This window comes from Streptomyces sp. NPDC003023, from assembly GCF_042888225.1.
Classification (GTDB): Bacteria; Actinomycetota; Actinomycetes; order Streptomycetales; family Streptomycetaceae; genus Streptomyces.
Window position 1 is genome coordinate 60,471 of sequence record NZ_JBIAPL010000002.1, and the last position, 26,512, is coordinate 86,982.

General features: G+C 71.7%; 22 protein-coding genes and 3 tRNA genes. 10 read left to right on the forward strand and 15 right to left on the reverse strand.

Annotated features, from left to right (window positions below):
* Nucleotides 1-83 precede the first annotated feature (83 nt).
* The 4 genes from ACFYV1_RS08455 to ACFYV1_RS08470 form a co-directional block, all read right to left on the reverse strand.
* Complete coding sequence (locus ACFYV1_RS08455; RefSeq protein ID WP_389394669.1) at nucleotides 84-2,006, reverse strand: ABC transporter ATP-binding protein; 1,923 nt, start codon at nucleotides 2,004-2,006, stop codon at nucleotides 84-86.
* Nucleotides 2,003-3,736: an ABC transporter ATP-binding protein gene (locus ACFYV1_RS08460; RefSeq protein WP_389395259.1), complete on the reverse strand. Its 1,734-nt coding sequence runs from the start codon at nucleotides 3,734-3,736 to the stop codon at nucleotides 2,003-2,005. The genes ACFYV1_RS08455 and ACFYV1_RS08460 overlap by 4 nt, the downstream gene beginning before the upstream one ends.
* A gap of 119 nt (nucleotides 3,737-3,855) precedes the next feature.
* Nucleotides 3,856-5,301: an FGGY family carbohydrate kinase gene (locus ACFYV1_RS08465; protein WP_389394670.1), complete on the reverse strand. Its 1,446-nt coding sequence runs from the start codon at nucleotides 5,299-5,301 to the stop codon at nucleotides 3,856-3,858.
* A 66-nt stretch (nucleotides 5,302-5,367) separates the two neighbouring features.
* The gene (locus tag ACFYV1_RS08470; RefSeq protein WP_389394671.1) at nucleotides 5,368-5,667 is read right to left on the reverse strand and encodes a YtxH domain-containing protein; all 300 of its coding nucleotides are present in this window, start codon (nucleotides 5,665-5,667) and stop codon (nucleotides 5,368-5,370) included.
* A 174-nt stretch (nucleotides 5,668-5,841) separates the two neighbouring features.
* Here ACFYV1_RS08470 and ACFYV1_RS08475 point away from each other — a divergent pair.
* From ACFYV1_RS08475 to ACFYV1_RS08490, 4 genes are all read left to right on the forward strand, one after another.
* Nucleotides 5,842-5,914, forward strand: a tRNA-Asn gene (locus tag ACFYV1_RS08475).
* Between the two features lie 5 nt (nucleotides 5,915-5,919).
* A tRNA-Asn gene (locus ACFYV1_RS08480) sits at nucleotides 5,920-5,992 on the forward strand.
* A gap of 200 nt (nucleotides 5,993-6,192) precedes the next feature.
* A tRNA-Ile gene (locus ACFYV1_RS08485) sits at nucleotides 6,193-6,266 on the forward strand.
* Between the two features lie 235 nt (nucleotides 6,267-6,501).
* On the forward strand, nucleotides 6,502-6,801 hold the full coding sequence (locus ACFYV1_RS08490) for a hypothetical protein (RefSeq protein ID WP_389394672.1): 300 nt from the start codon (nucleotides 6,502-6,504) through the stop codon (nucleotides 6,799-6,801).
* Between the two features lie 305 nt (nucleotides 6,802-7,106).
* On the opposite strand, the gene ACFYV1_RS08495 is transcribed toward ACFYV1_RS08490, so the two are convergent.
* The gene (locus ACFYV1_RS08495; protein ID WP_389394673.1) at nucleotides 7,107-7,520 is read right to left on the reverse strand and encodes a VOC family protein; all 414 of its coding nucleotides are present in this window, start codon (nucleotides 7,518-7,520) and stop codon (nucleotides 7,107-7,109) included.
* A 516-nt stretch (nucleotides 7,521-8,036) separates the two neighbouring features.
* Between ACFYV1_RS08495 and ACFYV1_RS08500 the strand changes: the two genes are divergently transcribed.
* A complete protein-coding gene (locus tag ACFYV1_RS08500; protein ID WP_389394674.1) occupies nucleotides 8,037-9,974 on the forward strand; it encodes a ricin-type beta-trefoil lectin domain protein in 1,938 nt (645 codons plus the stop codon).
* Here ACFYV1_RS08500 and ACFYV1_RS08505 read toward each other — a convergent pair.
* Complete coding sequence (locus ACFYV1_RS08505; protein WP_389394675.1) at nucleotides 9,967-10,755, reverse strand: VOC family protein; 789 nt, start codon at nucleotides 10,753-10,755, stop codon at nucleotides 9,967-9,969. The genes ACFYV1_RS08500 and ACFYV1_RS08505 overlap by 8 nt on opposite strands.
* A gap of 416 nt (nucleotides 10,756-11,171) precedes the next feature.
* On the opposite strand from ACFYV1_RS08505, the gene ACFYV1_RS08510 reads away from it, so the two are divergent.
* Nucleotides 11,172-11,459, forward strand: coding sequence for a hypothetical protein (locus ACFYV1_RS08510; RefSeq protein ID WP_389394676.1), 288 nt, complete (start codon nucleotides 11,172-11,174; stop codon nucleotides 11,457-11,459).
* Nucleotides 11,460-11,676: 217 nt separating this feature from the next.
* Here the strand turns inward: ACFYV1_RS08510 and ACFYV1_RS08515 are convergent, their stop codons facing one another.
* The 6 genes from ACFYV1_RS08515 to ACFYV1_RS08540 all read right to left on the reverse strand — a co-directional run bounded on the left by ACFYV1_RS08515 (nucleotide 11,677) and on the right by ACFYV1_RS08540 (nucleotide 19,120).
* The gene (locus ACFYV1_RS08515) at nucleotides 11,677-13,107 is read right to left on the reverse strand and encodes a carboxyl transferase domain-containing protein (RefSeq protein ID WP_389394677.1); all 1,431 of its coding nucleotides are present in this window, start codon (nucleotides 13,105-13,107) and stop codon (nucleotides 11,677-11,679) included.
* Nucleotides 13,100-14,551, reverse strand: coding sequence for an acyl-CoA synthetase (locus tag ACFYV1_RS08520; RefSeq protein WP_389394678.1), 1,452 nt, complete (start codon nucleotides 14,549-14,551; stop codon nucleotides 13,100-13,102). The genes ACFYV1_RS08515 and ACFYV1_RS08520 overlap by 8 nt, the downstream gene beginning before the upstream one ends.
* 337 nt (nucleotides 14,552-14,888) lie before the next feature.
* Nucleotides 14,889-15,539 carry a lysine transporter LysE gene (locus ACFYV1_RS08525; protein ID WP_389394679.1) on the reverse strand — a complete coding sequence of 217 codons (651 nt, stop codon included), beginning with the start codon at nucleotides 15,537-15,539 and terminating at the stop codon, nucleotides 14,889-14,891.
* 194 nt (nucleotides 15,540-15,733) lie between these two features.
* Entirely contained in the window at nucleotides 15,734-17,335 is a 1,602-nt protein-coding gene (locus ACFYV1_RS08530) for a GAF domain-containing protein (RefSeq protein WP_389394680.1), read from the reverse strand.
* A 22-nt stretch (nucleotides 17,336-17,357) separates the two neighbouring features.
* Complete coding sequence (locus tag ACFYV1_RS08535) at nucleotides 17,358-18,437, reverse strand: rod shape-determining protein (protein WP_389394681.1); 1,080 nt, start codon at nucleotides 18,435-18,437, stop codon at nucleotides 17,358-17,360.
* 122 nt (nucleotides 18,438-18,559) lie between these two features.
* Entirely contained in the window at nucleotides 18,560-19,120 is a 561-nt protein-coding gene (locus tag ACFYV1_RS08540; protein WP_389394682.1) for a hypothetical protein, read from the reverse strand.
* 142 nt (nucleotides 19,121-19,262) lie between these two features.
* On the opposite strand from ACFYV1_RS08540, the gene ACFYV1_RS08545 reads away from it, so the two are divergent.
* Nucleotides 19,263-20,018, forward strand: a complete 756-nt coding sequence (locus ACFYV1_RS08545) for a hypothetical protein (RefSeq protein WP_389394683.1) — start codon at nucleotides 19,263-19,265, stop codon at nucleotides 20,016-20,018.
* A gap of 121 nt (nucleotides 20,019-20,139) precedes the next feature.
* Here the strand turns inward: ACFYV1_RS08545 and ACFYV1_RS08550 are convergent, their stop codons facing one another.
* On the reverse strand, nucleotides 20,140-20,598 hold the full coding sequence (locus ACFYV1_RS08550) for a MarR family winged helix-turn-helix transcriptional regulator (protein WP_389394684.1): 459 nt from the start codon (nucleotides 20,596-20,598) through the stop codon (nucleotides 20,140-20,142).
* 90 nt (nucleotides 20,599-20,688) lie between these two features.
* On the opposite strand from ACFYV1_RS08550, the gene ACFYV1_RS08555 reads away from it, so the two are divergent.
* The gene (locus tag ACFYV1_RS08555; RefSeq protein ID WP_389394685.1) at nucleotides 20,689-21,705 is read left to right on the forward strand and encodes an NADP-dependent oxidoreductase; all 1,017 of its coding nucleotides are present in this window, start codon (nucleotides 20,689-20,691) and stop codon (nucleotides 21,703-21,705) included.
* A gap of 78 nt (nucleotides 21,706-21,783) precedes the next feature.
* Nucleotides 21,784-22,206: an organic hydroperoxide resistance protein gene (locus ACFYV1_RS08560; protein WP_389394686.1), complete on the forward strand. Its 423-nt coding sequence runs from the start codon at nucleotides 21,784-21,786 to the stop codon at nucleotides 22,204-22,206.
* 54 nt (nucleotides 22,207-22,260) lie between these two features.
* Here the strand turns inward: ACFYV1_RS08560 and ACFYV1_RS08565 are convergent, their stop codons facing one another.
* On the reverse strand, nucleotides 22,261-24,810 hold the full coding sequence (locus ACFYV1_RS08565) for a M14 family zinc carboxypeptidase (RefSeq protein ID WP_389394687.1): 2,550 nt from the start codon (nucleotides 24,808-24,810) through the stop codon (nucleotides 22,261-22,263).
* A gap of 142 nt (nucleotides 24,811-24,952) precedes the next feature.
* Between ACFYV1_RS08565 and ACFYV1_RS08570 the strand changes: the two genes are divergently transcribed.
* On the forward strand, nucleotides 24,953-25,795 hold the full coding sequence (locus ACFYV1_RS08570) for an EI24 domain-containing protein (RefSeq protein WP_389394688.1): 843 nt from the start codon (nucleotides 24,953-24,955) through the stop codon (nucleotides 25,793-25,795).
* Here ACFYV1_RS08570 and ACFYV1_RS08575 read toward each other — a convergent pair.
* The gene (locus ACFYV1_RS08575) at nucleotides 25,771-26,511 is read right to left on the reverse strand and encodes a carbon-nitrogen hydrolase family protein (RefSeq protein WP_389394689.1); all 741 of its coding nucleotides are present in this window, start codon (nucleotides 26,509-26,511) and stop codon (nucleotides 25,771-25,773) included. The genes ACFYV1_RS08570 and ACFYV1_RS08575 overlap by 25 nt on opposite strands.
* Nucleotide 26,512 lies beyond the last annotated feature (1 nt).

The following is a 26,512-nucleotide window of genomic DNA, read 5'->3' on the forward strand; positions in this document are numbered from 1 at the left end:
GCCGTGATCATCGGCGGGGGCCCGTGCCGGGAAGGGGCCGGGGAAAGCGCCCGGCAGGGCGCCATTCCCCGGCCCCCGGTCCGTCACTCGACCTCGACCACCGCCTGCGCGAACTGCGCGGCGTACAGCGCCGCGTACGAGCCCTCCGCCGCCAGCAGCTCCTGGTGCGTCCCCTGCTCGACGATCGCCCCGTTCTCCATCACCAGAATCACGTCCGCGTCGCGGATCGTGGAGAGCCGGTGCGCGATCACGAAGCTCGTGCGGCCGTGCGCCAGTCGCGCCATCGCCTTCTGGATCAGCACCTCCGTACGGGTGTCGACCGAGCTCGTCGCCTCGTCCAGCACCAGGATCACAGGGTCGGACAGGAACGCCCGCGCGATCGTGATCAGCTGCTTCTCGCCGGCGCTGACCCCGGAGCCCTCGTCGTCGATGACGGTGTCGTAGCCGTCGGGCAGCGTACGGATGAAGCGGTCCGCGTGTGCGGCACGCGCCGCGGCCTCGATCTCCTCGCGCGTGACCTCGCGGGACGCGCCGTACGCGATGTTGTCCGCGATCGTGCCGCCGAACAGCCAGGTGTCCTGCAGGACCATGCCGATGCCGGAGCGCAGGTCCTCGCGGGACATCTTCGCGATGTCGAGCCCGTCGAGCGCGATCCGCCCGCCGGTCACCTCGTAGAACCGCATCAGCAGGTTGACCAGGGTGGTCTTGCCCGCTCCGGTCGGGCCGACGATCGCGACCGTGTGGCCGGGTTCGACAGCGAGGGACAGGTTCTCGATCAGCGGCTTGTCCGGCTCGTAGCGGAAGGAGACCTTCTCCAGCGAGACCCGCCCGCGCGGCCGTTCGAGACGATCCGCGGACGGCGCGTCGGCTTCCTGCTCCTCCGCGTCGAGCAGCTCGAAGATCCGCTCGGCGGACGCGACACCCGACTGCACCAGGTTCGCCATGGACGCGACCTGCGTCAGCGGCATCGAGAACTGCCGCGAGTACTGGATGAACGCCTGCACGTCGCCGATGGACAGGGACCCCGACGCGACCCGCAGTCCGCCGACGACCGCGACCAGCACGTAGTTCAGGTTGGAGATGAAGAACATCAGCGGCTGCATCATCCCGCTGTTGAACTGCGCCTTGAACCCGGCCTCGTACAGCGCCTCGTTCTGCTCCGAGAACGCCTTCGCGGACTCCTCCTGGCGCCCGAAGACCTTCACCAGCGAATGCCCGGTGTACATCTCCTCGATGTGCGCGTTGAGCGCACCCGTCGACTTCCACTGCGCCACGAACTGCGGCTGGGACCGCTTGCCGACCTTGGCCGCCACGAACACCGACACCGGCACCGTGACCAGCGCGACCAGCGCCAGCAGGGGCGAGATCCAGAACATCATCGCCAGCACGCCGACGATGGTCAGCAGCGAGTTGATCATCTGACCCATGGTCTGCTGCAGGGTCTGCGAGATGTTGTCGATGTCGTTGGTGGCCCGGCTGAGCACCTCGCCGCGCTTGGCCCTGTCGAAGTACGACAGCGGCAGCCGCGACAGCTTCGTCTGCACGTCCTCGCGCATCCGGTACACGGTCCGGTTGATCACCTTGATCGACAGCCGCGTCGCCACCAGCATCGTCAGTCCGGCCGCCACGTACACGGCCAGCGCCAGCAGCAGGACATCGCCCACGGCGGTGAAGTCGATGCCCTCGCCGGGAACGAAGTCCACCCCGGAGAGCATGTCGGCGAGACCGCCGTCACCGCTCTGCCGCAGGCCCTCCACGGTCTGCTCCTTCGAGGTGCCCGCAGGCATCTCACGGCCGACGACACCGGCGAAGACCAGGTCGGTGGCCCGGCCGAGGATCTTGGGGCCGACCACCGCGAAGGCGACGCTCAGCACGCACGCCGCGAGCATCACCCACAGCGTCGCCCGTTCCGGGGCCAGTTGCCGAAGCAGCCTCTTGCCCGAGCCCTTGAAGTCCATCGACTGCTCGACGGGGCCCGTCATCATGCGTCCACCCGGCCCGCTCATGCGGCCTCAGCCTCCGTCAGCTGCGAGAGCACGATCTCTCGGTACGTCTCATTGCTCTCCATCAGCTCGTGATGGCTGCCCGCCCCCACGACCCGCCCCTCGTCCAGAACCACGATCCGGTCCGCGTCACGGATCGTCGACACCCGCTGGGCGACGATCACCACCGTCGACTCGGCGGTCTCGCGGGCCAGGGCCTCGCGCAGCGCCGCGTCCGTCGCGTAGTCGAGCGCGGAGAACGAGTCGTCGAACAGATAGATTTCCGGCCGCCGCACCAGGGTCCTCGCGATGGCGAGCCGCTGGCGCTGTCCGCCGGACACGTTCGTACCGCCCTGGGCGATGGGCGCGTTCAGCCCGCCCTCCAGGCCCCGTACGAAGTCGCCCGCCTGCGCCACCTCGAGCGCCTGCCACAGCTCGTCGTCACTGGCGTCGGGCTTCCCGTAGCGCAGATTGGTCGCCACGGTGCCCGAGAAGAGGTACGGCTTCTGCGGAACGAGACCCACGGTCCGCGCCATCAGAACGGGATCCAGCTCCCGCACGTCGACCCCGTCGACGAGTACCTCGCCGCCGGTCACGTCGAACAGCCGCGGCACCAGCCCCAGCAGCGTCGACTTGCCGCTGCCCGTCGAGCCGATGATCGCCGTGGTCTCTCCCGGACGCGCCTCCAGGTCGATGCCGTGCAGCACCGACTCCTCCGCCCCGGGGTAGCGGAAGTCGACGCCCCGCACCTCGAGCCGGCCGCGGCTGCGCAGCTCCCGCACCGGAGCGAGCGGCGGGACCACGCTCGAGTCGGTGTCCAGCACCTCCTGGATGCGCTCCGCACACACCTCGGCGCGCGGCACCATCATGAACATGAAGGTGGCCATCATCACCGCCATCACGATCTGCATCAGATAGGCGAGGAACGCGGTGAGCGCGCCGATCTGTATGGCACCGCTGTCGATCCTGAGGGCACCGAACCAGACGACGGCGACGGAGGAGACGTTCACGACGGTCATCACGGTCGGGAACATCAGCGCCATCAGCCGGCCGGTGGACAGCGACACGTCGGTCAGCTCTTCGTTCGCCCCGCGGAAGCGCTCCTTCTCGTAGCCGTCCCGCACGAAGGCGCGGATCACGCGGTTGCCGGTGATCTGCTCGCGCAGCACCCGGTTCACGGTGTCCAGCCGTTCCTGCATGGTGCGGAACAGCGGCCGCATCCTCTTCACGATCAGCGAGACGCAGATGCCGAGCACCGGCACGACCGCCAGCAGCACCGCCGACAGCGGCACATCCTGGCCGAGCGCCATGACGATGCCGCCGACGCACATGATCGGCGCGGACACCATCAGCGTGAACGCCATCAGCACCAGCATCTGGACCTGCTGGACGTCGTTGGTGGTGCGGGTGATGAGCGACGGCGCCCCGAAGTGGCCGACCTCGCGGGCCGAGAAGCTCTGCACCCGGTCGAAGACGCCGGCCCGGACATCGCGCCCGAGCGCTGCCGCGGTGCGCGCGCCGTAGAACACCGCCCCGATGTTGCAGAGCACCTGGACGACGCTGACGGCGATCATCAGCGCGCCCAGGGCCAGGATGTAACCCGTGTCGCCCTTCACGACACCGTTGTCAATGATGTCCGCGTTGAGGGTGGGCAGGTAGAGGGTGGCGCTGGTCTGCAGCAGTTGCAGCGCCACCAGGAAGCCAATGGGTCTCTTGTACGGACTGAGGTGGGTCCGCAGCAGTCGTATCAGCACGCACTGTCTCTCGGGCTCGGCAAGATCGGGGGTCACCCAATCTTCCGGCACCCGGTCGGGAAAACTCGAAGGGTTTTCCTCAAGCCCGGGTCAAAAACAGCTTGTACGACCAGCGGTTGTCACGACCCGGTGGTGAACGCCCCCGGGTGGATCTCGTCCCGCGTCGCTCCGTACTGCTGGCGCACCGCCTGGCCCACCGCCAGGTCCTCACCCGGCTCGAACGCCTGAGCCGACGCCTCCTGCCAGGCCGGGGGCGCCTGCGGCGAGAGCGTGCCCCGGGCCGCGCCCAGCGCCCAGGCGGCCTGCCGGGCCGCGCCGAGCGCCGCGTAGTCGGCGGGCTGCGGCACGACGACCTGCGCCCCGAAGATCGCCGGAGCGAGCGCCTGTACAGCGGGCAGTTCCGCGGCCGCGCCGAGCAGGAACACCCGGCGCACCTCCACCCCCCGGCCTCGCAGCACGTCCATCGCGTCCGCGAGGGAGCAGAGCATGCCTTCGAACGAGGCCCGGGCGAGGTGCTCCGGTTTCATCGACTCACGCCGCAGGCCGGTCAGCGTTCCGGCGGTGTGCGGCAGCTGCGGCGTCCGCTCGCCCTCCAGGTAGGGCAGCAGCACGAGCCCGCACGAGCCGGGTGTCGACTTCATCGCCAGCGCGGAGAGCTCATGGAGCTCCGTGACACCGAGCAGCTCCGCGGTGCCGCGCAGCGCCCGTACCGCGTTAAGCGTGTGCACGACCGGCAGATGCATTCCGGTCGCGTCGGCGAAGGAGGTGATCATCCCACTCGGGTCGGACAGCGCCTCGTGGTGCACGGCCATCACGGAACCGGACGCCCCGAGCGACACGACCGCGTCGCCGACGGCCACTCCGAGGCCGAAGGCCGCCGCCATGGTCTCGCCGGTGCCGGCGGAGATCAGCAGCCCTTCCGGCGTCGTGCCGGCGGCCTCCGCGGGGCCGAGCACCTCGGGCAGCGCGCACTGCTGCCCGAGTGCGAGTTCCACGAGGTCCGGCCGGTACGCCCCGGTGCCCGCCGACCAGTAGCCGGTGCCGGACGCGCCGCCGCGGTCCGTGGTCCTACGGGCCGGGCGGCCCAGCAGTTGCCACACCAGCCAGTCGTGCGGCTGCAGTACGGAGGCGACGCGCCGCGCCGCCTCCGGTTCCGCGCGGGCGAGCCAGCGGAGCTTCGCCACCGGCTGCCCGGACTGCGGCACGGAACCGACCGCCTCCGCCCAGGCCTGCCGGCCGCCCAGCGCGTCGACGAGATCGGCGGCCGCGACCTGAGCACGCTTGTCGTTGCCGAGCAGCGCCGGGCGCACCAGGCCGCCCTGGGCGTCCAACGGGATCACGCCGTGCTGCTGCGCGGACACACCGATGGCCTGCACACCCTCGAGCAGGCCGCCGGTGGCGGCTTCGCCGAGGGAGAGCAGCCACGCCTGCGGGTCGATCTCGGTGGCCTTGGGTTCGACCGGGTGCGGTGCGTACCCCTGGCGCAGTACGGCTCCCGTGTCCGCGTCGCAGACGACGATGCGTGTGAACCCAGACGAACTGTCCAACCCGGCGACTATCCCCATGTCCGGAATTCTGCCGTACGCGGGAGGTGGGTGACGTCACGCGTGCCGCGGGCGGGACCGGTCGTCTCAGGTGTTGGTCGTTCCCCAGTCGTCCTCGACGCCGGCGCCCCGCTCCCGAAGCGCCCGCACCCGGCCCGCCACGGACTCCGGCACGCGGTCGCCGACCTTGTCGCTGACCACGTGGTAGGCCTTGCCGGCTGCCTCGCGGCCGCCCAGTGCGGCGGCCTCGGCGGCGTTGCGGACCGCCGGGTTCTGGGAGATCTGCCGCGCGGACTTCTTGAGCTGTTCGTAACGCTCGCGCCCGGCCCGTGTCCCGAGCACGAAGCCGATGGCCAGTCCGGCGACGAACGTGAGCTTGTACCGCATGGGTGACACCCTTCCGTTGCGTCGGTGCTGCCCGCCTACCCGTCGGGAGCGTTGATCACCCGGCGCCATACCGATTGGCGGAGCACCCCCCTGCTTGCGCTAATGTATGTGTCGCAGCGAGCGCACGCCCTCCGGGAAGCCCCGGGGTAGGTACGTTCGGTGCACACGCAGCAATCCCCTGTAGCTCAATTGGCAGAGCAGCCGGCTGTTAACCGGCAGGTTACTGGTTCGAGTCCAGTCGGGGGAGCGCGATCCCCTGTAGCTCAATTGGCAGAGCATTCGGCTGTTAACCGGAGGGTTGCTGGTTCGAGTCCAGCCGGGGGAGCACATACGGGAGAGGGCCCTGAGGGGCCCTCTTTCATGTTCCGCTCGTATGACTTTCATGTGTTCTTCCCTGCGGCTGGAACCGCGCGGGCGGCAGCGCAGTCCTCATGATCGAGTGTTGCCGACCATGCGGAGCAGGAGATCGTATGACCGGCTATGCTGCGGCAGACGGCGCGCACAAATGTGCGCGACGCGCCGTTAGGGGCGGTAGCTCAGCCGGTTAGAGCAGCGGACTCATAATCCGTCGGCCGTGGGTTCGAGTCCCACCCGCCCCACTCCGGAGTTCTCTCAGAGGACCGTTTCTACCTGTGGAAACGTGGCAACGGGGGAAGCGCGCCAGGGTGGCGACCACCGTTCATACGTTCAGACCAAGATCCACTGGGCGCGTGGTGAACGCCGCGACGTTTCAAAGGGCAGAGGCGCTCCCCCAGGCTGTCGGGCAGGGGCCGCCCCCTCGTCGCCCCTCACCTCACGCCCGTGCGCGGTCGGAGGTCTCGGCCCGGCAGGAACATGCGCGAGATGGGCCCGGGGCCCGAGCCGCTGCCGATGGGTGAAGGCGCCGTCCGGAAGCCCGCGTTGACCGACGCCAGAGCATGGGCGGTCGTCAAATGCGACGGCGAGAACGCCGGATTCGCCGCGCACTGGGGCGACGGCTTCCCCTGCCGGGAGCCAGGGGAGAAGGCCGGACCTCCGACAGAGGTCAAGCGCCAGGAGCGGCGTGTGCTGCTGCGTGAGTACGTCGCTGCGTTCGCCGACGACCAGGTGCGGCGCGGCGGCTGTACGGAGTTGCAGCTGCCGGCGGTCCCGTGAGGCGTGCTGTCCGCGGGCATGCGCCCGCTCGTTGACGTGCCTTTTCTGACCGGCGCCCCGGTGGGTCCGGACGGTTGCCGTCGTACCGGCCGCCGATGGCGGACGAGCCGCCCTTCGCTCGCCGCCGCGCCCCACCGCCTGGGACCGCTGTGGGCGAACGCCGCAACGGCCTCTGTCGGACCGTCCTGACCCGCCGAGGCGACGAACGTCATCACCCTCTCGGATCAGGACCGGCAGGACCGGCTGCGCGGGCGCGGAACGAGGGGCGTGGCCCGCGATGCCGCACCCCCGCCCGCAGGTACGACTCAGGCCTGGCTCTCGTTGATGTTGACCATCCAGGCGACGCCGAACCGGTCCACGCACATGCCGAAGGTGTCGCCCCACATCTGCTTCTCCAGCGGGACCTGAACCGTGCCGTCGGCGGAGAGCTTCTCCCAGTAGCCGCGGAGTTCGTTCGCGTCCTCGCCGCTCAGGCTCACTGCGAAGTTGGTGCCGGGCTTGTACTCCATCCCCGGCGGGGTGTCGGCGCCCATCAGTGTGAAGCCGCGGTCGGTCTCGAGCATGCTGTGCATGATCTTGTCGGCGTCGCCGGGTGCCTGCCCGCCGAACTCGCCGAAAGTGTTCAGCCGCAGGTCGCCGCCGAGGACGCTCTTGTAGAACTCCATCGCCTCGCGGGCATTGCCGTCGAAGCTGATGTACGGGTTGAGGCGAGATGGCATGGAGTGCTCCTTTTGTCCGTGCTCCGTTTCCCGCACAGTAGCGGCCGCGGCTCCGTGGGTCGGTGTTCTGTGCCGAGCGGCAGTCGCGTCCCCTCTCCCGGGTCAGCCCCCTCGGGTCGGCCTCTCGGCCGCCCCCGCCTTCACCCGGTGCGCCGCGTCGACTTCCGCCGTGGGGTGACGCATTTGCGGACTTCGTCAAGCGGCGCCGCTGCAATGCTTCGCCATTGTTGTACTTACTCGAGTTCCAGAAAGTGGAGCGCCTGCCCGGAAGATGTCTTGAACGGTGCGGAGGGAATGGTCGGCGTTCCGGAACTCTTGTTCGCAGCAGGCCAGTTGTGTAAGGGTGAGGCCCCTCGACACCCGAACAGCATCACCCGGATCAACCGTTCGAATTTCTCAGCGGCCAACTCCAAAAGAGCACCGAGCCGCTCACTCGAAGGTATGTACCAATCGGTGCACCCCTTTCGATCGCACACAGCAACCCCCCACCGCATTGCCATGGATGGAACGACGTCGATGCAGCATCCCCGTACGCCCGGAACCGCCCCTACTCCGCAGCCCGGCCGTGCCCCCGGGGTCTCCGACGAGGAGCTCGCCGCCGCGCTGCGGGCTGGTGGAGGAGCCCAGGAGGTCCAGCCGGTCGCCATGCTGCTGGCCCGGCACTGGCAGTCCGTGTTCGACTACGCCTCTATTTGTGCGGGCTCGAACAAAACAGCCTCCATGCTGACCACCACCGCTTTCGCGCAGTTGCTGGAAAACCTGGCGCGCAACGGAGCCGTAAGCGCTCTGCGCCCCCATCTTCTGGTGACCGTCCGTCATATCGCCAAGGCCTGGGCCGGCGATCAGCGCGTCGCCGCGGTGCTGACCGGACTCATTAATCCGGAAGGTCCCCAGGAGAATAGGCAGTTGATCTCGCGGGCTTTCCATGCAATGCCGCTCACCGCTCAGGTGCTGCTCTGGCATGCGGAGGTCGAGGCGGAGGGCATATCCATACCGTCTGGTTTGCTGGGAATTGATCCGCGTGTCGCCTCCGACGAACTCGTGGAGGCGCGTGAGCAGTTCAGACAGGCCTGTGTACGGGTCCACCGGGAGTACGCGCCGACGGGGGAGTGCCGGCACTACAACCGTCTCCTCGACATCTCGCTGCGCCGCGGCGGGGCACTGATCCCCGACATCCAGGTGCATCTCTCCGAATGCTCGTACTGCCGGTTCGCCGCCGACCAGTTGCGCCAGTCCGATGGGCGTCTGGGAATGCTGCTCGCCGAGGCGCTGCTCGGCGGCGCGTCCCGGCCCTATCTGGACTCGCGGCCGGGACAGCGGCGCAAAGCAGGTGTCCGGGGCGGAACCGGAGCCGGGCCGCGGCCCCCTCGCGGCAGCGGCCGGCACTCCCGTGGCGGCCCCCGGACACTGCGCGGCCTCGCCCTGCGGGGCCGGCGCGTGGCGGCGGTCGGCATCACGCCGGGCGCACTGGCCGTCGGGGTGGCCGTGGCCGTGACCGGACTGCTCGTCATCGCGCTCGCGTCGGCCTTCTGGGAGGACGACGACAACCACGCGGGCCCGGCCGTCCCCAGCGGCGCCGTCACCGGTACCGCCCCTCCGGCCACCGGCACAGCCACGCCCGTACCTTCGGCCCCCGTGCCCGGCCCGTCGGCCACCTCGGCCAACAACCCTGTCGGGCCGCTGACCACCCGCCTGCGCAACGTCGAGGCGGATCTCTGCCTCGACATCGCGGACCCCGCCCCGGCGGCGGGGGCGGAGGTGACCATGGCGGCCTGCTCCTCCGCGCCCACGCAGCAGTGGGTGTACGAGACCGACGGCCGGCTCCGCAGTGCCTTCGCGCCGGCGCTCTGCCTCGACTCCCACGGACTCGACGGCATCGTTGTCCTGGACGGCTGCACCGGCCGGTCCGCCCCTGACGCCGTGGACGTCCGCTACGACCTGACCATCCAGGGGCAGGTCGTTCCGCGCTGGAACGAGGGGCTCGCCATGGCGCCCGCGGCGAGGGAACGGGGGTCCTCCGTGGTGGTCAAGATCCGCGACGAGTCACCCGCCCAGGTCTGGCGGACCGATGGCTCCGGCACCGGGCCGCAGCAGCAGTCGGGTACGAGGGAGAGCAGTCCGTACGCGGAGGAGGTCAACGTGCCGCCGGCCGCGGACGACGACTGCGTTCCGGAGACCTGCCCGGCGCCGCGGGCGGACCCTCGCGCGGGCACGGCACCGGTCGCACCCGGCGGTCCCGCCGCCGACGACGCGCGGGGGGCCGTGCGCGACGGGGCGCCGGGGCCCGCGAGCGAGGGAGATCCACGCCGGGCCGACGACGGTCCGCCGGACCAGGGTGCGCAGCACAGCCGTCCGTCCGTGGTGCCCGCCGGCGTGATCAGGGACCTGGCCGGGGTGCCCGTCGGGCCTGCCGCCCTCGCGCCCCCGACGGTGCCGGCGAGCCCGGTCAGGTGAACCGGGGCGTCTCGCCGACGGTCCTGGTCACGTCGATCACGGAGAACGCGGCGCCCTGCGGGTCGGTCACCGACGCGTACCGCCCGTAGGGGCTGTCCGACGGGCCGCGCCGCAGTTCGCCGCCCAGCCGGGTGACCGTGGCGATCGCCGCGTCGCAGTCGTCGACGCCGAAGTACACGTTCATATAGGGATGCGCCTCCGGCGGGAAGTCGTCCGTCATCTTCAGCCGGCCCGCGACGGGCTCGCCTCCGAGGTGCCACAGGCTGAAGTCGACCGACTCGTGCTGCATCTGCCGCATCTCGTACGAGAACACGGCGGAGAAGAAGTGGTCGGCCTTCTCCACGTCCCGCGTGGTGACCTCGGCCCAGCAGTAGGCACCGGGCTCCCCGGTCGTCCCGAAGCCGGTGTGACTGCCCGCCTGCCACAGGCTGAAGAACACCCCGCTGGGTTCCTCCGCCGTGACCATCGTGCCGAAGGGGCCCACCGGCATCGGATCCATCAGCAGCGCGCCGCCGTTGTCACGGACCCGCTCCGCGGCCGCGGCCACGTCGGACGCGGCGAAGTAGAGGTTCCAGGCCGGCGGTCCGCCCGTCCCCGGCATCCGCGGGACGACCGCCGCCACGGCCCTGCCGCCCGAGAACGCCTGCGTGTAGCCGCCGAACTCCGGTGAGCCCTCGTCGAAGGTCCAGCCGAGCAACTCGCCGTAGAAGCGCTTCGCGGCCTCCACATCGGGGAACATCGCGTCGGCCCAGCAGGGCGTGCCTTCGGGGTGCGCTGCCATGGTGACCAAACCTTCCTGCCCGTCGGGGTCCTCTCCTGCGCACGCTATGCGCCTCTCCGCCGTGCCGCCCGTCGGGCGCGGCGGCGGGAGCGTCTCGCCCCCCGGCCCGTCCGGCGGGCCGGGGCGGGGCCTGCCGCGGGCGACTTCCGGCGATTGACCGCCATGGCACCCACCCGTCGGCGAACGCCGATTCGTATCCGGCCTGATCGCCCAAGGACTCGTCCCAGCGTCCGGAGCCACCCCGTTGCACCGGGCGTCCGAGGAGAGGCATCCATGACCAGAGCACCCGCGAGACGCGGAGCCCCGCTGATGGCGCCGGGGTACCGCTCGTCCTGCTCCCGGCCGGGCAGGCCGTCGCCGTGGCGGGGACCCGCGAACCGGTCCCCGCGGCCATCACGTCGGTCACAGGTGACAAGGTGGCCGTCACCGAACTCGGCGGCGGGAGGAAGCCGGTGACCGTGCAGCGCCCCCAGGGCGCCACGGGTGCGCTGCGCAGCGAGATCTCCGGTGGGCGCATCACCGTCGTGCCGGACGAGGCACGCTCCTCGGCACCGGCCGCGTCGACGTTCCCGGCCGCCGTCGGCGCCGCCGTCACCGCGACCGGCAGTGCCGGCCTCGGCGTGTTCGCCGAGTACGTGGACGGGCGCCGGGCGCTGGGCCTATCGGTGGCGGGATCTGGAGGTCTCGTTCCGACGGCGGCGTGACAAGGACGGCCGTCGCGCTCGACGGTGTCCGCGGCGGTTAGGCGGCCTGGCAGGGCACGGTCCGTATGCCGCAGGACGCGCAGCACATCTCGGTCCCGGCCTCGGTCTCGGACGACCGGGGCGGCACGGTGAAGCAGGGGAGCATCCGTGCGGTGGGCGTGATGGGCCCCGCGCAAGAGGGAGGCCCGGTACGTGCTCCGAACCGCGCCTCCCTTCGCTACGCGGGCCCCACGATGCCCCGTACGACCCCCAGTTCCACCAGGTCCTGCGGCCGCAGCCGCAGCTGGTCGGCGGTGTGCGGCACCCGCTCGGGGGAGCGTTTGAGGATCGCGGCCGCGAGCTCGGGCGCGATGACGGAGAAGTAACTGTCCGGTGTGACCCAGGTGTTGTCCGGCGCGGCCAGTGCCAGGGCCCCGCCGGAACCCCCTTCGCCGATGAGCAGGCTGGTCAGCGGCGTACGGGCGGCGGCCACGGCGGTGAACAGTTCGGCGATCGCCGCACCCGCACCACAGCGCTCCGCCTCCGCCCCGTTCGCGGCGCCCGGTGTGTCGATGAGCGTCAGCACCGGCAGGCCCAGCCGGTCGGCGAGCCGGACCACACGGGCGGCCGTGCGGTATCCGGCGGGCGTCGTCGCGGTCCCGGACTGGGCGGCGTACGCCACGGGGCGGCCGTCCCTGAGCCCGACGCCGCACAGCATCCCCGGATCGTCCCCGCCGCACCGGTCGCCGCGCAGTGGTTCGCGGCGCGTGAAGTAGGAGTCGAGATAGGCCCGGGCGCGCGGCCTTCCCGCACCGCGCGCCTGCCGCACCGCGTCCCACCCGGTCCGCGGCAGCTCCGCGCCGCCGATCGCCGGCGGCGGTTCCACGGCTTTCGGCCCGCCGGGGCCCGCCCCGTCCGCCGCGCCGGCCCCGTCCGCCACGCCCTCGGCGGACGCGCCGCCCGCCGTACCGTGAACGGGCCCGCCCGCTCCGGGGACCTCCGCGCCCAGCGTCGTCACCCAGAACGCCAGGGTGTCGCGCAGCGACTCGGGGGCGACGACCGCGTCGATCTGGCCGGAGGCGAGCTGGCTCTCGGCCGTGTAGGCCGCCGGGTCCGCGTCCGGCGGGCGCACACGGGAGCCGGCGAAGCCGACCTGGGCGCCGGGCAGTGCCAGGATCACGTCCGCGCCCGCGCCGAGTGTGGCCCAGCCGCCGCCCGTGGTCGGGTCGCGCAGCACGGCGATGTGCGCGACCCGCGCCTCGCGCAGCAGCGCCGACGCGCGTGCGACCCGCTGCAGCTGGGACAGCGCGAGCATCCCCTCCTGCATCCGGCTGCCGCCCGTCGCGATGAGCGAGACGAGCGGCAGCCGGCGCTCACGGGCGAGCGTGTACGCGGCCTCCAGCCGGTCACCGGCCCGTTCGCTCAGTGAGCCGCCCAGGAAGCCGAACTCGAAGGAGATCAGCACGCACGGCGCGCCGCCGGCCCTCGCGGTGCCGTGGACGACGGACTCCGCCGAGCCCGTACGCCGTGACGCGCGGGCCCGCTGCGCGCCGTAGCCCTCCCAGCCGAGCGGCCCGTCGCCGACCTCCGGAAGCTCGGCGATCTCCTGCTCGACGAAGTCGTCGCAGACCAGCGCGATCGCCTCTCGGGCGGACATCCGCTCAGCCATGGAGCGCCCGCTTCATGATCTTGCCCATGTCGTTGCGCGGCAGTACGTCGAGGAACCGGACCGTCCGCGGTCGTTTGTGCGGGGCGAGCTGGGCGGCGACGTGGTCCGTCAGCTCCTGCGCGGACGGCGGGTCCTGCGGGTCCGCGGCCACGATCCAGGCGACCACGCGCTCGCCGAGGTCCGGGTCGGCCTCGCCCGTCACCGCGGCCTCGCGGACGGCCGGATGGTCGAGCAGTACGTTCTCGATCTCACCCGCCCCGATCTTGTAACCGCCGCTCTTGATCAGGTCGGTGGCCTTTCTGCCGACGATGCGCACGTACCCGTCCGGTTCCCGCACGGCCATGTCGCCCGTGCGGAACCAGTCCCCGTCGAAGGCGGCGGCCGTCGCGTCGGGGCGGTTCAGATACTCGGTGAACAGGTTGTCCCCGCGGACCTGGATCTCGCCGATCGTCGTGCCGTCCATGGCGGTGATCTCCGTGCCGTCCTCCTCGACGAGCCGCAGTCCCACGCCGTGCAGCGGCACGCCGACGGTTCCGGGCCGGGCCTCGCCGTCGACGCGGACACTCGTGTTCATCAGGGTCTCCGTCATCCCGTACCGTTCCACGACGCGGCGCCCGGTCGCCGCCGCGATGCGCGCGTGGTCCGGCAGCGGCAGGGCGGCGGAGCCGGACACCAGCAGCCGCGCCCCGGCCAGCGCCTTCGCCAACCCGGTGTCCTCGTCGAGTGCTTCGGCCAGCCGGTGGTACATCGTGGGCACGCCGAAGAGCATCGTCCCTCCGGAGTTCAGCTCCCGTGCCACACCCTGCGGCGTGAAGCGGCCCAGGTGGCGCACCTCGCCACCGCGGCGCAGCGGGCCGAGGACGCCGAGGATCAGTCCGTGCACATGGAACAGCGGCAGCGCGTGCACCAGGACGTCGTCGGAGCTCCACTCCCAGGCGTCCCGCAAGGCGTCCAGTGAGGCGGCGACCGCCCTGCGCGGCAGCACCGCGCCCTTGGGCGGACCGGTGGTGCCCGACGTGTAGACGATCAGTGCGGGCGAGCCGGCCTCGGCCTCCGGCGGAAGTCCGCCCCGGGCGCTGCCGCCGGTCACCGTGATCGTGATCTGCTCCAACGGTCCGAGAGCCGCCGGAAGTTCCTCGTCCGGTCCGGACAGCACCACGGTCGGCGCGCTGTCCGTGACGATGTGCGCCAGTTCCCGTTCGCCGGTCCTCGGGTTCAGCGGCACGACCGGTACGCCCGCCAGCAGGGCGGCCACGACGCCGACCGCGGTCTCCATCGTGGGCGTCGCCCACAGGGCGATCCGACCCGCCCCACCGATCCGCAGCGCCAGGGCGCCCGCCGTGTCACGCAGCTGTCCGTATGTCAGGGACCGTTCCCCGAACCGCAGAGCGACCCGGTCGGTGCCGCCGGCCGTGGCCGCCAGCGCTGGGAAGAGGGAACTCACTCGTCGGCCTCCTGGTGTCGTCGCGTGCCGCGCTCGGCATGGCCGCCCGCGACGGCCATTGTCTCCCCCGTACGGCGGGGCCGCCGATACCGGCGGGTCCCTCCGGGGAACGATGCGCGGGCTTCCTCGAGTCCGGCAGGATCGGGGACCGACGGGGGAAGCCCGCCGTCCGGCCGGCATCCACGGGGCGGGCCGGACGGCGGTCACGCGTCAGCGGGCCGACGCGACCGGCTTCGCGCCGTACGCGTGGACCGGTGCGCCGCCGGGATCCGGCCGAGCAAGCCGACGAGCGACGGCACGGCGACGAGCAGGACCGCCGGCACCGAGCCGGGACGACTCACGGGAGCGGCAGGGCGATCTTGACCGCGTACACGGCGACGAGGCCGTACCCGACGCGGAACGTCCACGCGCGTGCCGTGTCCGAGATCCTGGCCCCGGCGAAGCCGCCGGCCGCCACCAGCAGTTGTTGCCACACGAAAGAGGCGACGAACACACCGGTGACGAACACGGCCCCGGCGACCCCGCCGCTGAGGGCACTGCCCTGGGCTGTGGTGAGGGCGGCGAAGTAGAGCGCCGTGGTGGGATTGACGAGAGTCAGCGCGGCGAACCGTGTGAACACACGGACGGCGCTCGCACCCCCCGCCTCGGTGCCACCGTCGGCCGCGGCCGCGGCCGCGTCGCGGGCGGGGAGCGCCGCTGTGCGCGACGCGAGCAGTCCGTGCGCCGCGATGGCCGCGAGGACGAGGGCGGAGGCGAGCCGCACCCACGCCTCCACACCGGAGAGCGCGGACGCGACCAGCGGGCCGAGCACCGTGGCCAACGCCGCGTACGCCATGTCGACGACAGCGACCGCCGACGCCGCCGCGACCGCTCCCCGGCGCCCGCGCATGCTCTGCTGGATCAGCAGCACGCCCATCGCCCCGACCGGCACGGCAACACCCAGCCCGGCTACCGCACCCGCGGTGGCCGTCGTCCACAGTTCGCTCATGGCACACCACTGTCGCCCTCGTGGCATGGGCCGTGCGACTCATTTACGCGCGGTCCGGGACACGGTCCCAGAGGCGTCCGCCGGGCCGGCCCGCCCCGGCCGGGCGTGGGCCCCGCCCTGTGCCGGTCGCACCCCGTTCACCGCGTCCCAGGCCGAAAACCCCAGGTCACATAAGCCAGGGCACATAAGCCGGGTCACAGCGCGTGGTACCAGGACGTCGTGGTGCCCCGCTCGCCGTCGTCGCCCAGGCCGTCGTCCGCGACCGTGAGCCGCACACCCTGCCGACCGTCCGGCAGCGTCACCGTCGCGTCGACCTCCACGTCGATCGAGGAGACCTCGCCGCGCCGGTGCGCGGCCGCCAGGGCGCTGCGCAGAGCCGCCAGCAGCTCGCGGTCGGCGGGATCGCGCACCAGTGCGTCGACGGCTCCGTTGAAGTGCACCGACGGTGAGAAACCGAGCGGCACGGCAGCGCCGCGCGTCTCCCTCAGCACCCGCCCCCGGAAGGTCGTCGGCGCGTCGGCGGGCGGCTGCTGGAGGGCGAAGATCGTGGTGCGCACCTTCTGGATGGTGGAGTCGAGTTCGTCGACGGCCCGGGCCAGCAGCTCGTCGGTCTCCCCGGCCTCGGCCCGTCTGCGCGTCGACTCCAGCATCATCTCGGTGGCGAACAGCCGCTGGACGACGAGGTCGTGCAGATCCCGGGCGATCCGGTCGCGGTCCTCGTACACCGCGAGCTGCTCGCGGTCGTGCTGTGCGTCGGCGAGGACGAGTGCCAGCGCCGCCTGTGAGGCGAACTGCGTGGCGAGCAGCCGCTCGAGCGAGGTGTAGGGGCGACCGCCGCGCCTCCGGGGCAGGGCCAGGGTGCCGATGAGCCGGCCGCCGCTCTGCAGCGGCAGCATCATGCTCGGGCCGAAACGGCTGCGGACATGCGTGGTCATCCGGGGGTCGGTCGCCGAGTCGCCGATGAACACGGGTTCGCCGCCGAGTAGTTGGGTCAGCACCGGTGAGCCGGGGAGGATGGTCGTCCCGACGATGTCCCCCGGGTCGTCCATGGTGGACGCCGCGACGATCTCCATGCCGCCCTCGGCGGTGGGCTGGAGCACCACTCCTGCGGAGGCGTCGGCCAGGATCCTGGCCTGTTCGGCCACGGTCATCAGGGCGTCGTCGGCACTGCTGCCGGTGAGCAGCGCGGTGGTGACGGCCGCCGCCCCCTCGATCCAGCGCTCGCGCTGCCGGGCCGTCTCGTACAGCCGGGCGTTGCCGATCGCGATGCCGGCCTGCGGCGCGAGCACTCGAAGCAGCGCCCGGTCCTCTTCCGTGAACGGCCTGCCGCGTCCGGCGACCAGGTGCAGCTCGCCGGACACCCCGGCGTCCACCCTGATCTCGACGCGCAGCGGCTCGACGGTCACCGCCGGTTCGTCGGTCACCGCCGGTTCGTCGGCGGTCGCCGGTTCGGCCGCGGGTGCCCCGGGGTCGGCGACGGGGCGTGCGGGCCGCTCGTGCCCCGCTTCGTGCGCCGCCTTGTCCCCTGCGGCGGTGAACCGGCGCTCGTGCGCGGTCTCGTCCCCTGCTGCGGTGAACCGCGCTTCGACACGGCCGCGTTCCGGGTCGGACAGGCCGAGCGCGGCGTACCGGGCGCCGGTCAGTTCGGCGGCGGCGTCCACGATCCGCTGGAGGGTGGTGGCCAGGTCGAGATCGGTACCGATGCCGATCACCGCTTCGAGGAGCGCCGCGAGCCGGTTGACGCCGGCGGACCGCGGCGCCGGGCGGTCGGCGTCGCCCGTGACGCCGCTGGTCACCGGTGTGGCCTCCGCCCCGACGTCAGTCGGTCTCGGTGGCCGAGACGGATGTCAGGTCGGCCGTCGGCTCGGTCTCCGCAGCGAGGTCGAGCGGCTGGATCCGGCCGTCGAGCATCACTCCGAGGCCCTGCACGACACAGGTGTCGGGTCGCTCCGCGATGGTGACGGACATTCCGGTGGCGTCGTGCAGCATCTGGTCGAGCCCCGGCAGCAGGGCGCTGCCGCCGACCATCATGATGCCGCGGTCGACGAGGTCGGCGACCAGGTCGGGCGGGCAGTCCCGCAGCACCTTGCCGATCCCGTCGAGCACCGAGGTGAGCGGGGTGTGGATCGCCTGCCGCACGGCCGCCGTGTCGACGCGCACCGAGCGGGCGAGGCCGGTGGCCACGTCCCGCCCGTGGATCTCCGTGACCGCCGGGCCCTGCTGGGTCAGACCGTTGCCGTGGAGGGCGAGCTGGAGCGGGCGCACGGACTGGCTGGGCAGCATCAGCTCGTGCTGGTGGCGCAGGTGCTGGATCACCGCGTTGTCGATGGCGTTGCCGCCGATGGGGATACGGGCGGCGGTGACGATGGAGCCGAGGGACAGGACGGCGATCTGAGTGGTCGCGGCCCCGCACACCATGATCATGGTCGCCCTGGGCTGTTCCACGGGCAGCCCGCAGCCGACGGCCGCCGCGATCAGGCTGTCCACCAGCTCGACCCTGCGTGCGCCGAGGCCGACCAGGGTCTCGACGGTGGCGCGCTGGGCGAGCGGGTCGCTGTCGTGCGGGGTGCTGGCCGCCGCGCGGAGCCGGGGCTTGCGGCGCAGTTGGCGGCGGAGCTTCTCGCCCAGCAGGTGACGCAGCATCCGCTGGGCCATCTCGATGTCGACGACGGTCCCGCCGGAGACGGGGCGCACGACCCGGATGTAGTCCGGGGTGCGGCCGGTCATCTTCTCGGCGAGCGTGCCGACAGCGATCAGCGCCCCCGTCCGGGTGTTCACGGCGGCGACGCTGGGTTCGTCGACGACGAGGCCGAGCCCCTTCACGAATACGCGGGTTCTGGCTGCGCCCAGATCGACTGCCACATGGCAACGGCGCAACTGCTCAAGGCTGACGGTCACGGCAGGTCCTCCCGAGTGCGGTACTTGTTCGCATCGTGCGATCACCGCGGGCGGGGCGCGCGCTGGGCTGCGCCGGTCGGGCGTACGTACCTGACGGACCGCCAGATCGGTCGGTCACCGGATCAGTCGGTCAGCCGTTGCAGCAGACCCCAGGTGAACTCCGCGACGCGCACCTCTCCACCGGGCAGGGTGAACGTGAGCCGCCATCTGGTCGGGGCGGAACCCTCCATGGGCCGGGCCGGCGGGAAGGCCCGCGCCACCTCGTCCACGGTGCACGACCAGGGGACGAGATCCTCCGCCGTGCGCAGATCGGGGCCGGCCGCCCCCGGGGCGCGCACCAGCCACTCGTTCCATACGGCGCCGCCGTCCGCGGCCAGCACCTCGAACCGCAGGTCCGGCCAGAGTGGAACCGGCCACGACAGCGCGTCGCACTCGAGGTCGCCGATCCGGCGCCGTTCCGCCCGCTCGGGTTCACCGAGCACCGAGCGGTAGCGGGACAGCGCACCGCGCGACCTCGGCGCCCGCACCATCGCCTGCCAGCGCCGATTCGACTCACGCATCCGCGAGAGCGGGACGCCGAGCCGATGCCGCGCGTCCTCCACGAGGCCCGGCTGGAAGTCGGCCATCCGGCGCAGCAGCACCAACTGGAAGTCGAGAGGGCCGAAGCGGGCGTCAGGGGTCATGGCCGACATCCTGCCAATCGCCGGGAGGGTGCGCGGTGTCAATCAGGACGAGCGGACTCGCCGTGGAGTTGAGCATTCCACACAGGATCTACACAGGGTCAGTCGCCTAACGGCCGCCGACGGCGCATAATCTGCGGGCGCCATGGATTACTGCCACCCGTGCGGACGGCATCTCAACGGCGCCCTGGCCTGTGCCGGGTGCGGCACCCCGGTCGAGGAGCTCCGCCACCACAGCCCCAGTGCCGTCGAGCCGGCGCACGTCTACGAACTGGACGTGACGCCCGAGCCTGCGGACGCCGCTGGGCCGCGCCGTTCGCGCCGACAGGCCGCCGCGCCGCGGCGCAAGTCCGCCGGTCGCCGAGCCCGCAAGCGCCGCGGGCGCAAGGTGCTGATCGGGACGGTCGGCCTGGTGCTGGCGGTGGGCGCGCTGAGTCTGGCGGAGCTCGCCATCGAGAGTTCCGGCGACGACGGGGCGGCGACGGCGGTCAGGGAGAGTCCCATCGTCGAGTCGGAGACGCCGGAGCCCACGGCCTCCGACGAGTCGCCCGAGGGCCCGGACCAGGTGAAGGAGTCGGCCGTCACGAAATCCGGCTCGCCGCGTCCCGGGAAGTCAGGGACGGGCTCCGGCGACGGTGAGGGCGAGCAGGGACCGGGCGGCGAGGGCTCGGACGGTGAGGCCGACGGGACGAGGCCCTCCGCGTCGGCGTCCGCCGGTGAGGGTTCCCCGTCGCCGTCGTCCTCGGGTGACCCCTCTGCGCCCGGCGAGCCTGGCGCCTCGGACGATCCGCCGGCGGATCCGGACGACCCCGAATCGCCCGGCCAGGACGATCCGCCGCCACCGCCCCCGGAGCCGACGCCCACAGAGACGTGTGAGCGCTGGCTCTTCTGGTGCCTCTAGGGGTTTGTGTCCGGATCGGGCGAGCCCGGCATGATCGCGGCGATGGGCTCTGGCCGGGTGTGGCGCCGGAGCACACGCGTGCCGGGTGCCGGTGAGCCCCTGTCCGCGCGGGCCCTGGCGGTCAGGCCCGGTCGGCAGATGACGGTTCGGCCGTCTCCTCGCCCAGCATCCGCTTGAGCAGGTCACGAAGCACCGAGCGCTCGACCGCCGTCAGCTGCGCCAGTGGCTCGCGGGCGAAGTCCAGCGACTCGCGCAGCCGCCGCGCCGTGGCGCGGCCCTCCGCGGTGGCGGCGGCCAGCTTGACCCTGCGGTCACCCGGGTCGGGGCGCCGCTCGACGAGTCCCCGCGCCTCGAGCCGGTCCACGATGCCCGTGACGTTCGACGGTTCGCACTTGAGCTTCTGGGCCATGCGGCGCATGGGGGTGGGCTCCAGGGACAGAAGTCCCAGAACACGGGCCTGCGCCCCCGTGAGGGCGTGCTCGGCGGCTGCCTGCTCGTACTCCTCGTGGTAACGGGCCACGACGGTGCCGATGAGCTCGACGACCTCGAGGGTCAGGGGGTCTGTTCGCTGGGCGGCCATGGACGACAGAATACCCCGATGCTTGACAACCTGAAATATTCAGGAGCATGGTTGTTTCAGATAATGAAGCTTTTCTAGGAGGCATGCACCATGTCCGCACTTCCCGCGTCCGGCCGTGAATGGCACCTTGTCGCCCGCCCGCACGGCTGGCCCAAGGTCGAGGAATTCGCACTGCGGGAGGCGCCCGTCGCCGAGCCGGCCGAGGGCCGCGTCCTGGTGCGCAACCTGCACTTCTCCGTCGACCCGTACATGCGCGGCCGGATGAACGACGTGAAGTCGTACGTCCCGCCCTTCCAGCTCGACAAGCCCATGGACGGCGGCGCGGTCGGCGAGGTCGTCGCGTCGAACGCCGAGGGCTTCGCCGTCGGCGACCACGTGCTGCACGGCCTCGGCTGGCGGGAGTACGCGGACGTGCCCGCCAAGCACGCCACCAAGGTCGACGCCTCCCTCGCCCCGCTCTCCGCCTACCTCGGCGTGCTCGGCATGACGGGCCTCACCGCCTACGCGGGGCTGTTCGATGTCGCGTCCTTCAAGGAGGGCGACGCCGTGTTCGTCTCCGGCGCCGCGGGCGCCGTCGGTGGCCAGGTCGGCCAGATGGCCCGGATCAAGGGCGCCTCGCGCGTGATCGGCTCGGCCGGCTCCGACGACAAGGTCAGGCTCCTCGTCGAGGAGTACGGCTTCGACGCCGCGTTCAACTACAAGAACGGCCCGGTCGCGGCACAGCTGCAGGAGGCGGCCCCCGACGGCATCGACGTCTACTTCGACAACGTCGGAGGGGACCACCTCGAGGCCGCGATCTCCTCGTTCAACGTCGGTGGCCGCGCCACCATCTGCGGAATGATCGCCCAGTACAACAACACGGAGGCGACGCCCGGCCCGCGCAATCTGGCGCTCGTCATCGGCAAGCGGCTGCGGCTGCAGGGCATGCTGGTGAACGACCACACCGCGCTCCAGCCGCAGTTCGTCAAGGACGTGGCCGGCTGGATCGCGTCCGGGGAGCTCAAGTACAACGAGACCCTCGTCAAGGGCATCGAGAACGGGTACGACGCGTTCGTCGGCCTCCTCCGCGGCGAGAACACCGGAAAGATGATCGTTTCTCTCGCCTGACAGGGCACCCGTTAGGCTCTTCCCCAGCCGTCGCGATCGTGGGCGCGAGTCGCGGCGAACCAGCAGGAGGAAGACTTCATGTCGATCCAGCAGTCCGAGGTGCTCTACACCGCTGTCGCCACCGCCGAGAACGGCCGTGACGGCCGCGTCGCAACGGACGACGGCACCCTCGACTTCGTGGTGACACCGCCCAAGGCGATGGGCGGCAGCGGTGCCGGCACCAACCCGGAGCAGCTCTTCGCCGCCGGGTACAGCGCCTGCTTCCAGCAGGCGCTCACCGTCGTCGCGCGCCAGGAGAAGGCCGACATCACCGGTTCCACGGTCACCGCGGAGGTCGGTCTCGGAAAGAACGACGACGGCTTCGGCCTCATCGTCAAGCTCTCCGCGACCATCCCGAACGTGGACGCCGCGACCGCGGCCGATCTGATCGAGAAGGCCCACCAGGTCTGCCCGTACTCCAAGGCGACCCGCGGCAACATCACCGTCGACCTCGCGGTCTGACACAGGGCACGGCAGAGGGCCGCACCCCGGTCGGGGTGCGGCCCTCTGTTTGTGTCAGCGGGTCAGCAGTGCCCGTCCGACCTGTGCGAACACACCTTTCGGGTGTGCCCGGAACAGCGGCTCGGTGCCGAACAGCGTCACCGGCGTCCCGGCCGACGAGGTGCCGGAGACGACCGAGGCGTGACCCGCCGCGTCCGCCGGGCCGCCCGTGCCGTTCTCCGCGGCACGCCAGTGACCCGACACCAGCGGGTTGCCTGCCCCGTAGGACTGGTCCGCCCGCACACCGTCACCGAGGCCGGTGAACCACAGCGGCGAGTAGACGAAGGTGTGCTCCGGGGCGCCGCCCGTGATGGCGCCACCCGCGTTGTTCACCCGCACCACACCGTTCGCGTCGCCGTTGCCGGCCACCGTCGTGACGTCGAGGAGCGCCGCGGCCCTGTTGAACGCCGCGCCCTGCTCGCCCAGTCCGACCACACCGACGCCGCTCCTCTCGAACGCGGTGCGGGCGGCCGGGGTCAGCTTGGCGTGGTCCAGGCCGGACGACACGTACAGCACATCGGCCTTCGACCAGTCGAAGCCGGCGTTGAGGACCGTGGTGCCGACCGGCACCACGTCGAAGCCCATCTCACGCAGTGCGAAGAGTTCGCCCGCCGTGACGGCCGCGGCCACCCTGGTGCGCTCGAGCTTCGCCGTGCCCCTCTCCCGGGTCGCGTGGAAGGCCACACCCAGCCGGTCGGCGAGTACGCCCGCACGTCCGCGCGCGGAACCCGGGACGATCGCCGAGCCGTCCTGCCCGCGCCTGACCTGCACCCCCTGCGCCAGCAGGGAGTTGAGGGCCGCCAGTTCCCTCGGGTCGTCCAGACGCAGCCGCAGATCGCCGCGCGGGGCGACGTAACCGGTGGGTGAGGCGGTGTGGACCGTACGCGCGCGGACCCGGAGCTCGCCGGAGGCGACGGCGTCCACGTCGGCACCCCACAGCAGGCCGAGGCTCCAGCCGGAGATGTCGTACATCGTGCCGACGTCGGTGCTGATGTCCCGGCCGTCCGCCAGGATCACATTGGCCATGCCGCGCTTGGGCTGGTGCATGTCGACGACGTACGACCCGGCGGGGTACGAGCGGCCGGCGAGCCGAAACGAGGAGAGTGCCCGCTCCACTCGCACGTCGTTGGCGACCAGGTGGTCGACCAGCCGCGCCGCGGCTGTCGCCGACCGCTGGGCGCGCCCGGCGGGGATGACGTACGCCCTGGGGAACTTCGCGGTGTACACGTCCTCGGGACCGATGCCCGGGACCCCCGGGACGGTCTCCTGCGACACCGGCCGCTGTGCCTCGCCCGCCGCGCCCCGCCGGAACGTCTCGATCTGGTCGGCGATCACCGTGGAGCGGTTCGCGTGCGTGTAGTGGAGCGTCGCGCGCATCGCCGCGCCCGCGATGTCGGTGTTGACGGCCGCCCGGCGGCGCAGCTCCTCGACCGGCAGCGTGTTGTAGGCGTTGTTGTTGACGACCATCGGGAACTCGATGGTGTGCGAGGCGACGGCGCCCTGGAAGGGCATGTACTGCGGGGTGAAGACGGGCGGCCAGTCGTCCCAGCCCTCCTCCTGGTCCCGGAACGGGATCACGGCGGGCCGCACGCCGTCCTTCTCGTCCGTGTAGCCGAGGCCGTTGACGGCCTTCTCCATGCCGAGGGCGTTGGCGTACGCGTTCTTCAGGAACAGGTCGTACTCGTAGTTCTCGCCGTGCGGCGGGGTCGTCGGCTCGATCAGCGTGCCGTTGACGTATCCGTGCAGGTCGAGCATCACGGCCGGCTGCTTGTCGATCGCGATCCGCCGGATGGCGCGGGTCTCCGGCTGTGTGGCGGTGATGAAATCGCGATTGAGGTCGAAGCCGCCGGAGTTGGCGCGGGTGCCCGCGATCCGGCCGTCCGGATTGGCGGTCACATTGAGGTAGATGCGGTTCTCGGCGAGGAGGTCCGCCGTCTTCGCGTCCTTGGCCCGGGCCAGTTCCTCGATGAGTTCCAGGGCGGCGTCCGTGCCCTCCCACTCGTTGCCGTGGATGTTGTTGTTGATGAACACGGGCGTCTTGTAGGCCGCCTTGATGCGCCGGTCCTTCGCGGCGGCGGCCGGCGAGTTCTCGATCCGCTCCCGCATCCGCTCCTGTTCGCGCGCCTGGTCCGCGCTCTCCGGTGCGGTGACGGTGACGAGATACAGCTCGTGTCCGCCCGCCGAGCGGCCGGCCACCTCGACGCTTACCCGGTCGCCGAGCCGCTGCAGCGCGTTGAGGCGCGGAGCGAGGGAGTGGTAGGGCGCGAGGCCCAGTTTTATCGATTTGTCGGCAGGGTTCTCCGGTGGTGCCTCGAGCATGTTTCTGCGGGGATAGCCGCTCTCCCCGTCGAGCTCGGGGGTCTGTGCGCCGAGCGCCTGCGCGGTGGCGGAGAACGGCGCCCCGGCTGCCCCCGGCGCGTCGTGCGCGCCCGAGTCCCGCACGGGGTGCGGGAGCGGCCGGCCCTCCGCGGGAGCGGCCGCGGCTCCGGGCAGAGGGGCGAGCAGAGCGCCGGCGAGGGTGGCGGCGAGAGTGGCGGTGATCAGGGCGGGTCGGGGTGAGACCATGCGGTACGAGCCTCCGGGTTCGGAAGAAATCGGCACAAGATCAGCAGGACACGATCAGCATGTTGATCAGCACGACGATCAGTACGCACGGTCTACCGGTTCGGCTGCCGAACAACAAGAGGCACCCCGATAGGGTGTGCGCATGCGTGATCTCGGGGCGGGTTTCGGCTATCTGATGAAGGGCCAGCGCTGGGTCGCCGGCCACGGCCGGTGGTTCGGCTTCGGCCTGCTGCCCGGCCTGGTGACCCTGCTGCTCTACGGGGCCGCCGTCGTCGGCCTCGTGTTCGGCGCGGACGACGCGATCGCCTGGGCGACACCGTTCGCCGACGACTGGTCCTCGCCGTGGCTCGGCCTCTTCCGCGGCACGCTGACGGCGCTGCTGTTCGCCTTCGGGCTGTTCGTCGCGGTGATCACCTTCACCGCCGTGACACTTCTGGTCGGCCAGCCCTTCTACGAGAACCTCTCCGAGCAGGTCGACCGCTCCGAAGGCGGCGAAGTGCCGCACTCGGGACTGCCGCTGTGGCGAGAGCTGTGGATCTCCGCCAGGGACTCGCTGCGGATCGTGCTGCGTGTGGTTTTCTACGGCGTGCTGCTCTTCGCCTGCGGCTTCATCCCGGTCGTCGGCCAGACCGTGGTCCCCGTGGCCGGCTTCTGCGTCTCCGGCTTCTTCCTGGCTGAGGAACTGACCGCCGTGGCGCTCCAGCGGCGTGGCGTGGAACTGAAGGAACGCCTCGCCCTGCTGAGGGGCCACCGGCTGCGCACGCTGGGCTTCGGTGTCCCGTTGACGCTGGCGTTCCTCGTCCCGTTCGTCGCGGTCTTCCTGATGCCGGGGGCGGTGGCCGGTGCGACGCTCATGGTCCGCGACCTGGTCGGGCCCGACGAGCGGGAGCCCTCCGCTCAGCCGTCGGAGCCCGCCGCGCAGCCGCCGCAGTCCTCGGGGCAGCCGCCGCAGCCGGGCCCCTACGGCTTCCGCAAGGCCGACTGACCCACCGCGACCTCCGCCGCCACGAGACCCGGCGCGTCCGTGCCCGCGGTGGCGAGCAGCGCGCCGTCCGGGCCCCAGACGCCGCTGCCGCCCCGGCACTCACCGACGCCCGAGGGCCCCACCGCGTTGGCGAGCAGCACGGGCAGGGCGTTGTCCCCGGCCCGCACCGGATAGACGGTACGGAAGGAGTCGTTGCCCTCCTCGAGCACCGAACTCGCCACGTACACCTGGCAGCCGTCGGCCGCCGCCCGCTCCGCGACCTCCGGGAACCGGTTGTCGTAGCAGACGGCCACCGCGAACCGCACGCCGTCGAGGGTGAAGCGGCCCTCTTCCGTACCGGCGGTGAAGACGTCGTTCTCCTCGCCGTACAGATGGGTCTTGTCGTAGCGGGCGAGCAGCTCCCCGTCCGGGCCGATCACGAGTGCCGTGATCGTGGGACGGGGGCCGGCCGTACGGGCGGCGCAGCCGATCAGCGCCGCGGTCGACGTCGCACGGCACGCCTCCCGCAGCGGTTCCAGGCGGGGGTCGTCCTCCGCCAGCCACAGCCGCGGGTCCCCGGCGAGCAGCCCCAGGTCGTAACCGGTGACGGCCAGCTCGCAGAAGACGACCAGCCGGGCGCCCTGCCCGCCCGCGGCCCGAACCAGGCTCTCCATGCTGACGACGTTCGCCGTGATGTCGCCCGGTACGGACGTGAACTGCCCAGCCGCGATCCTCATG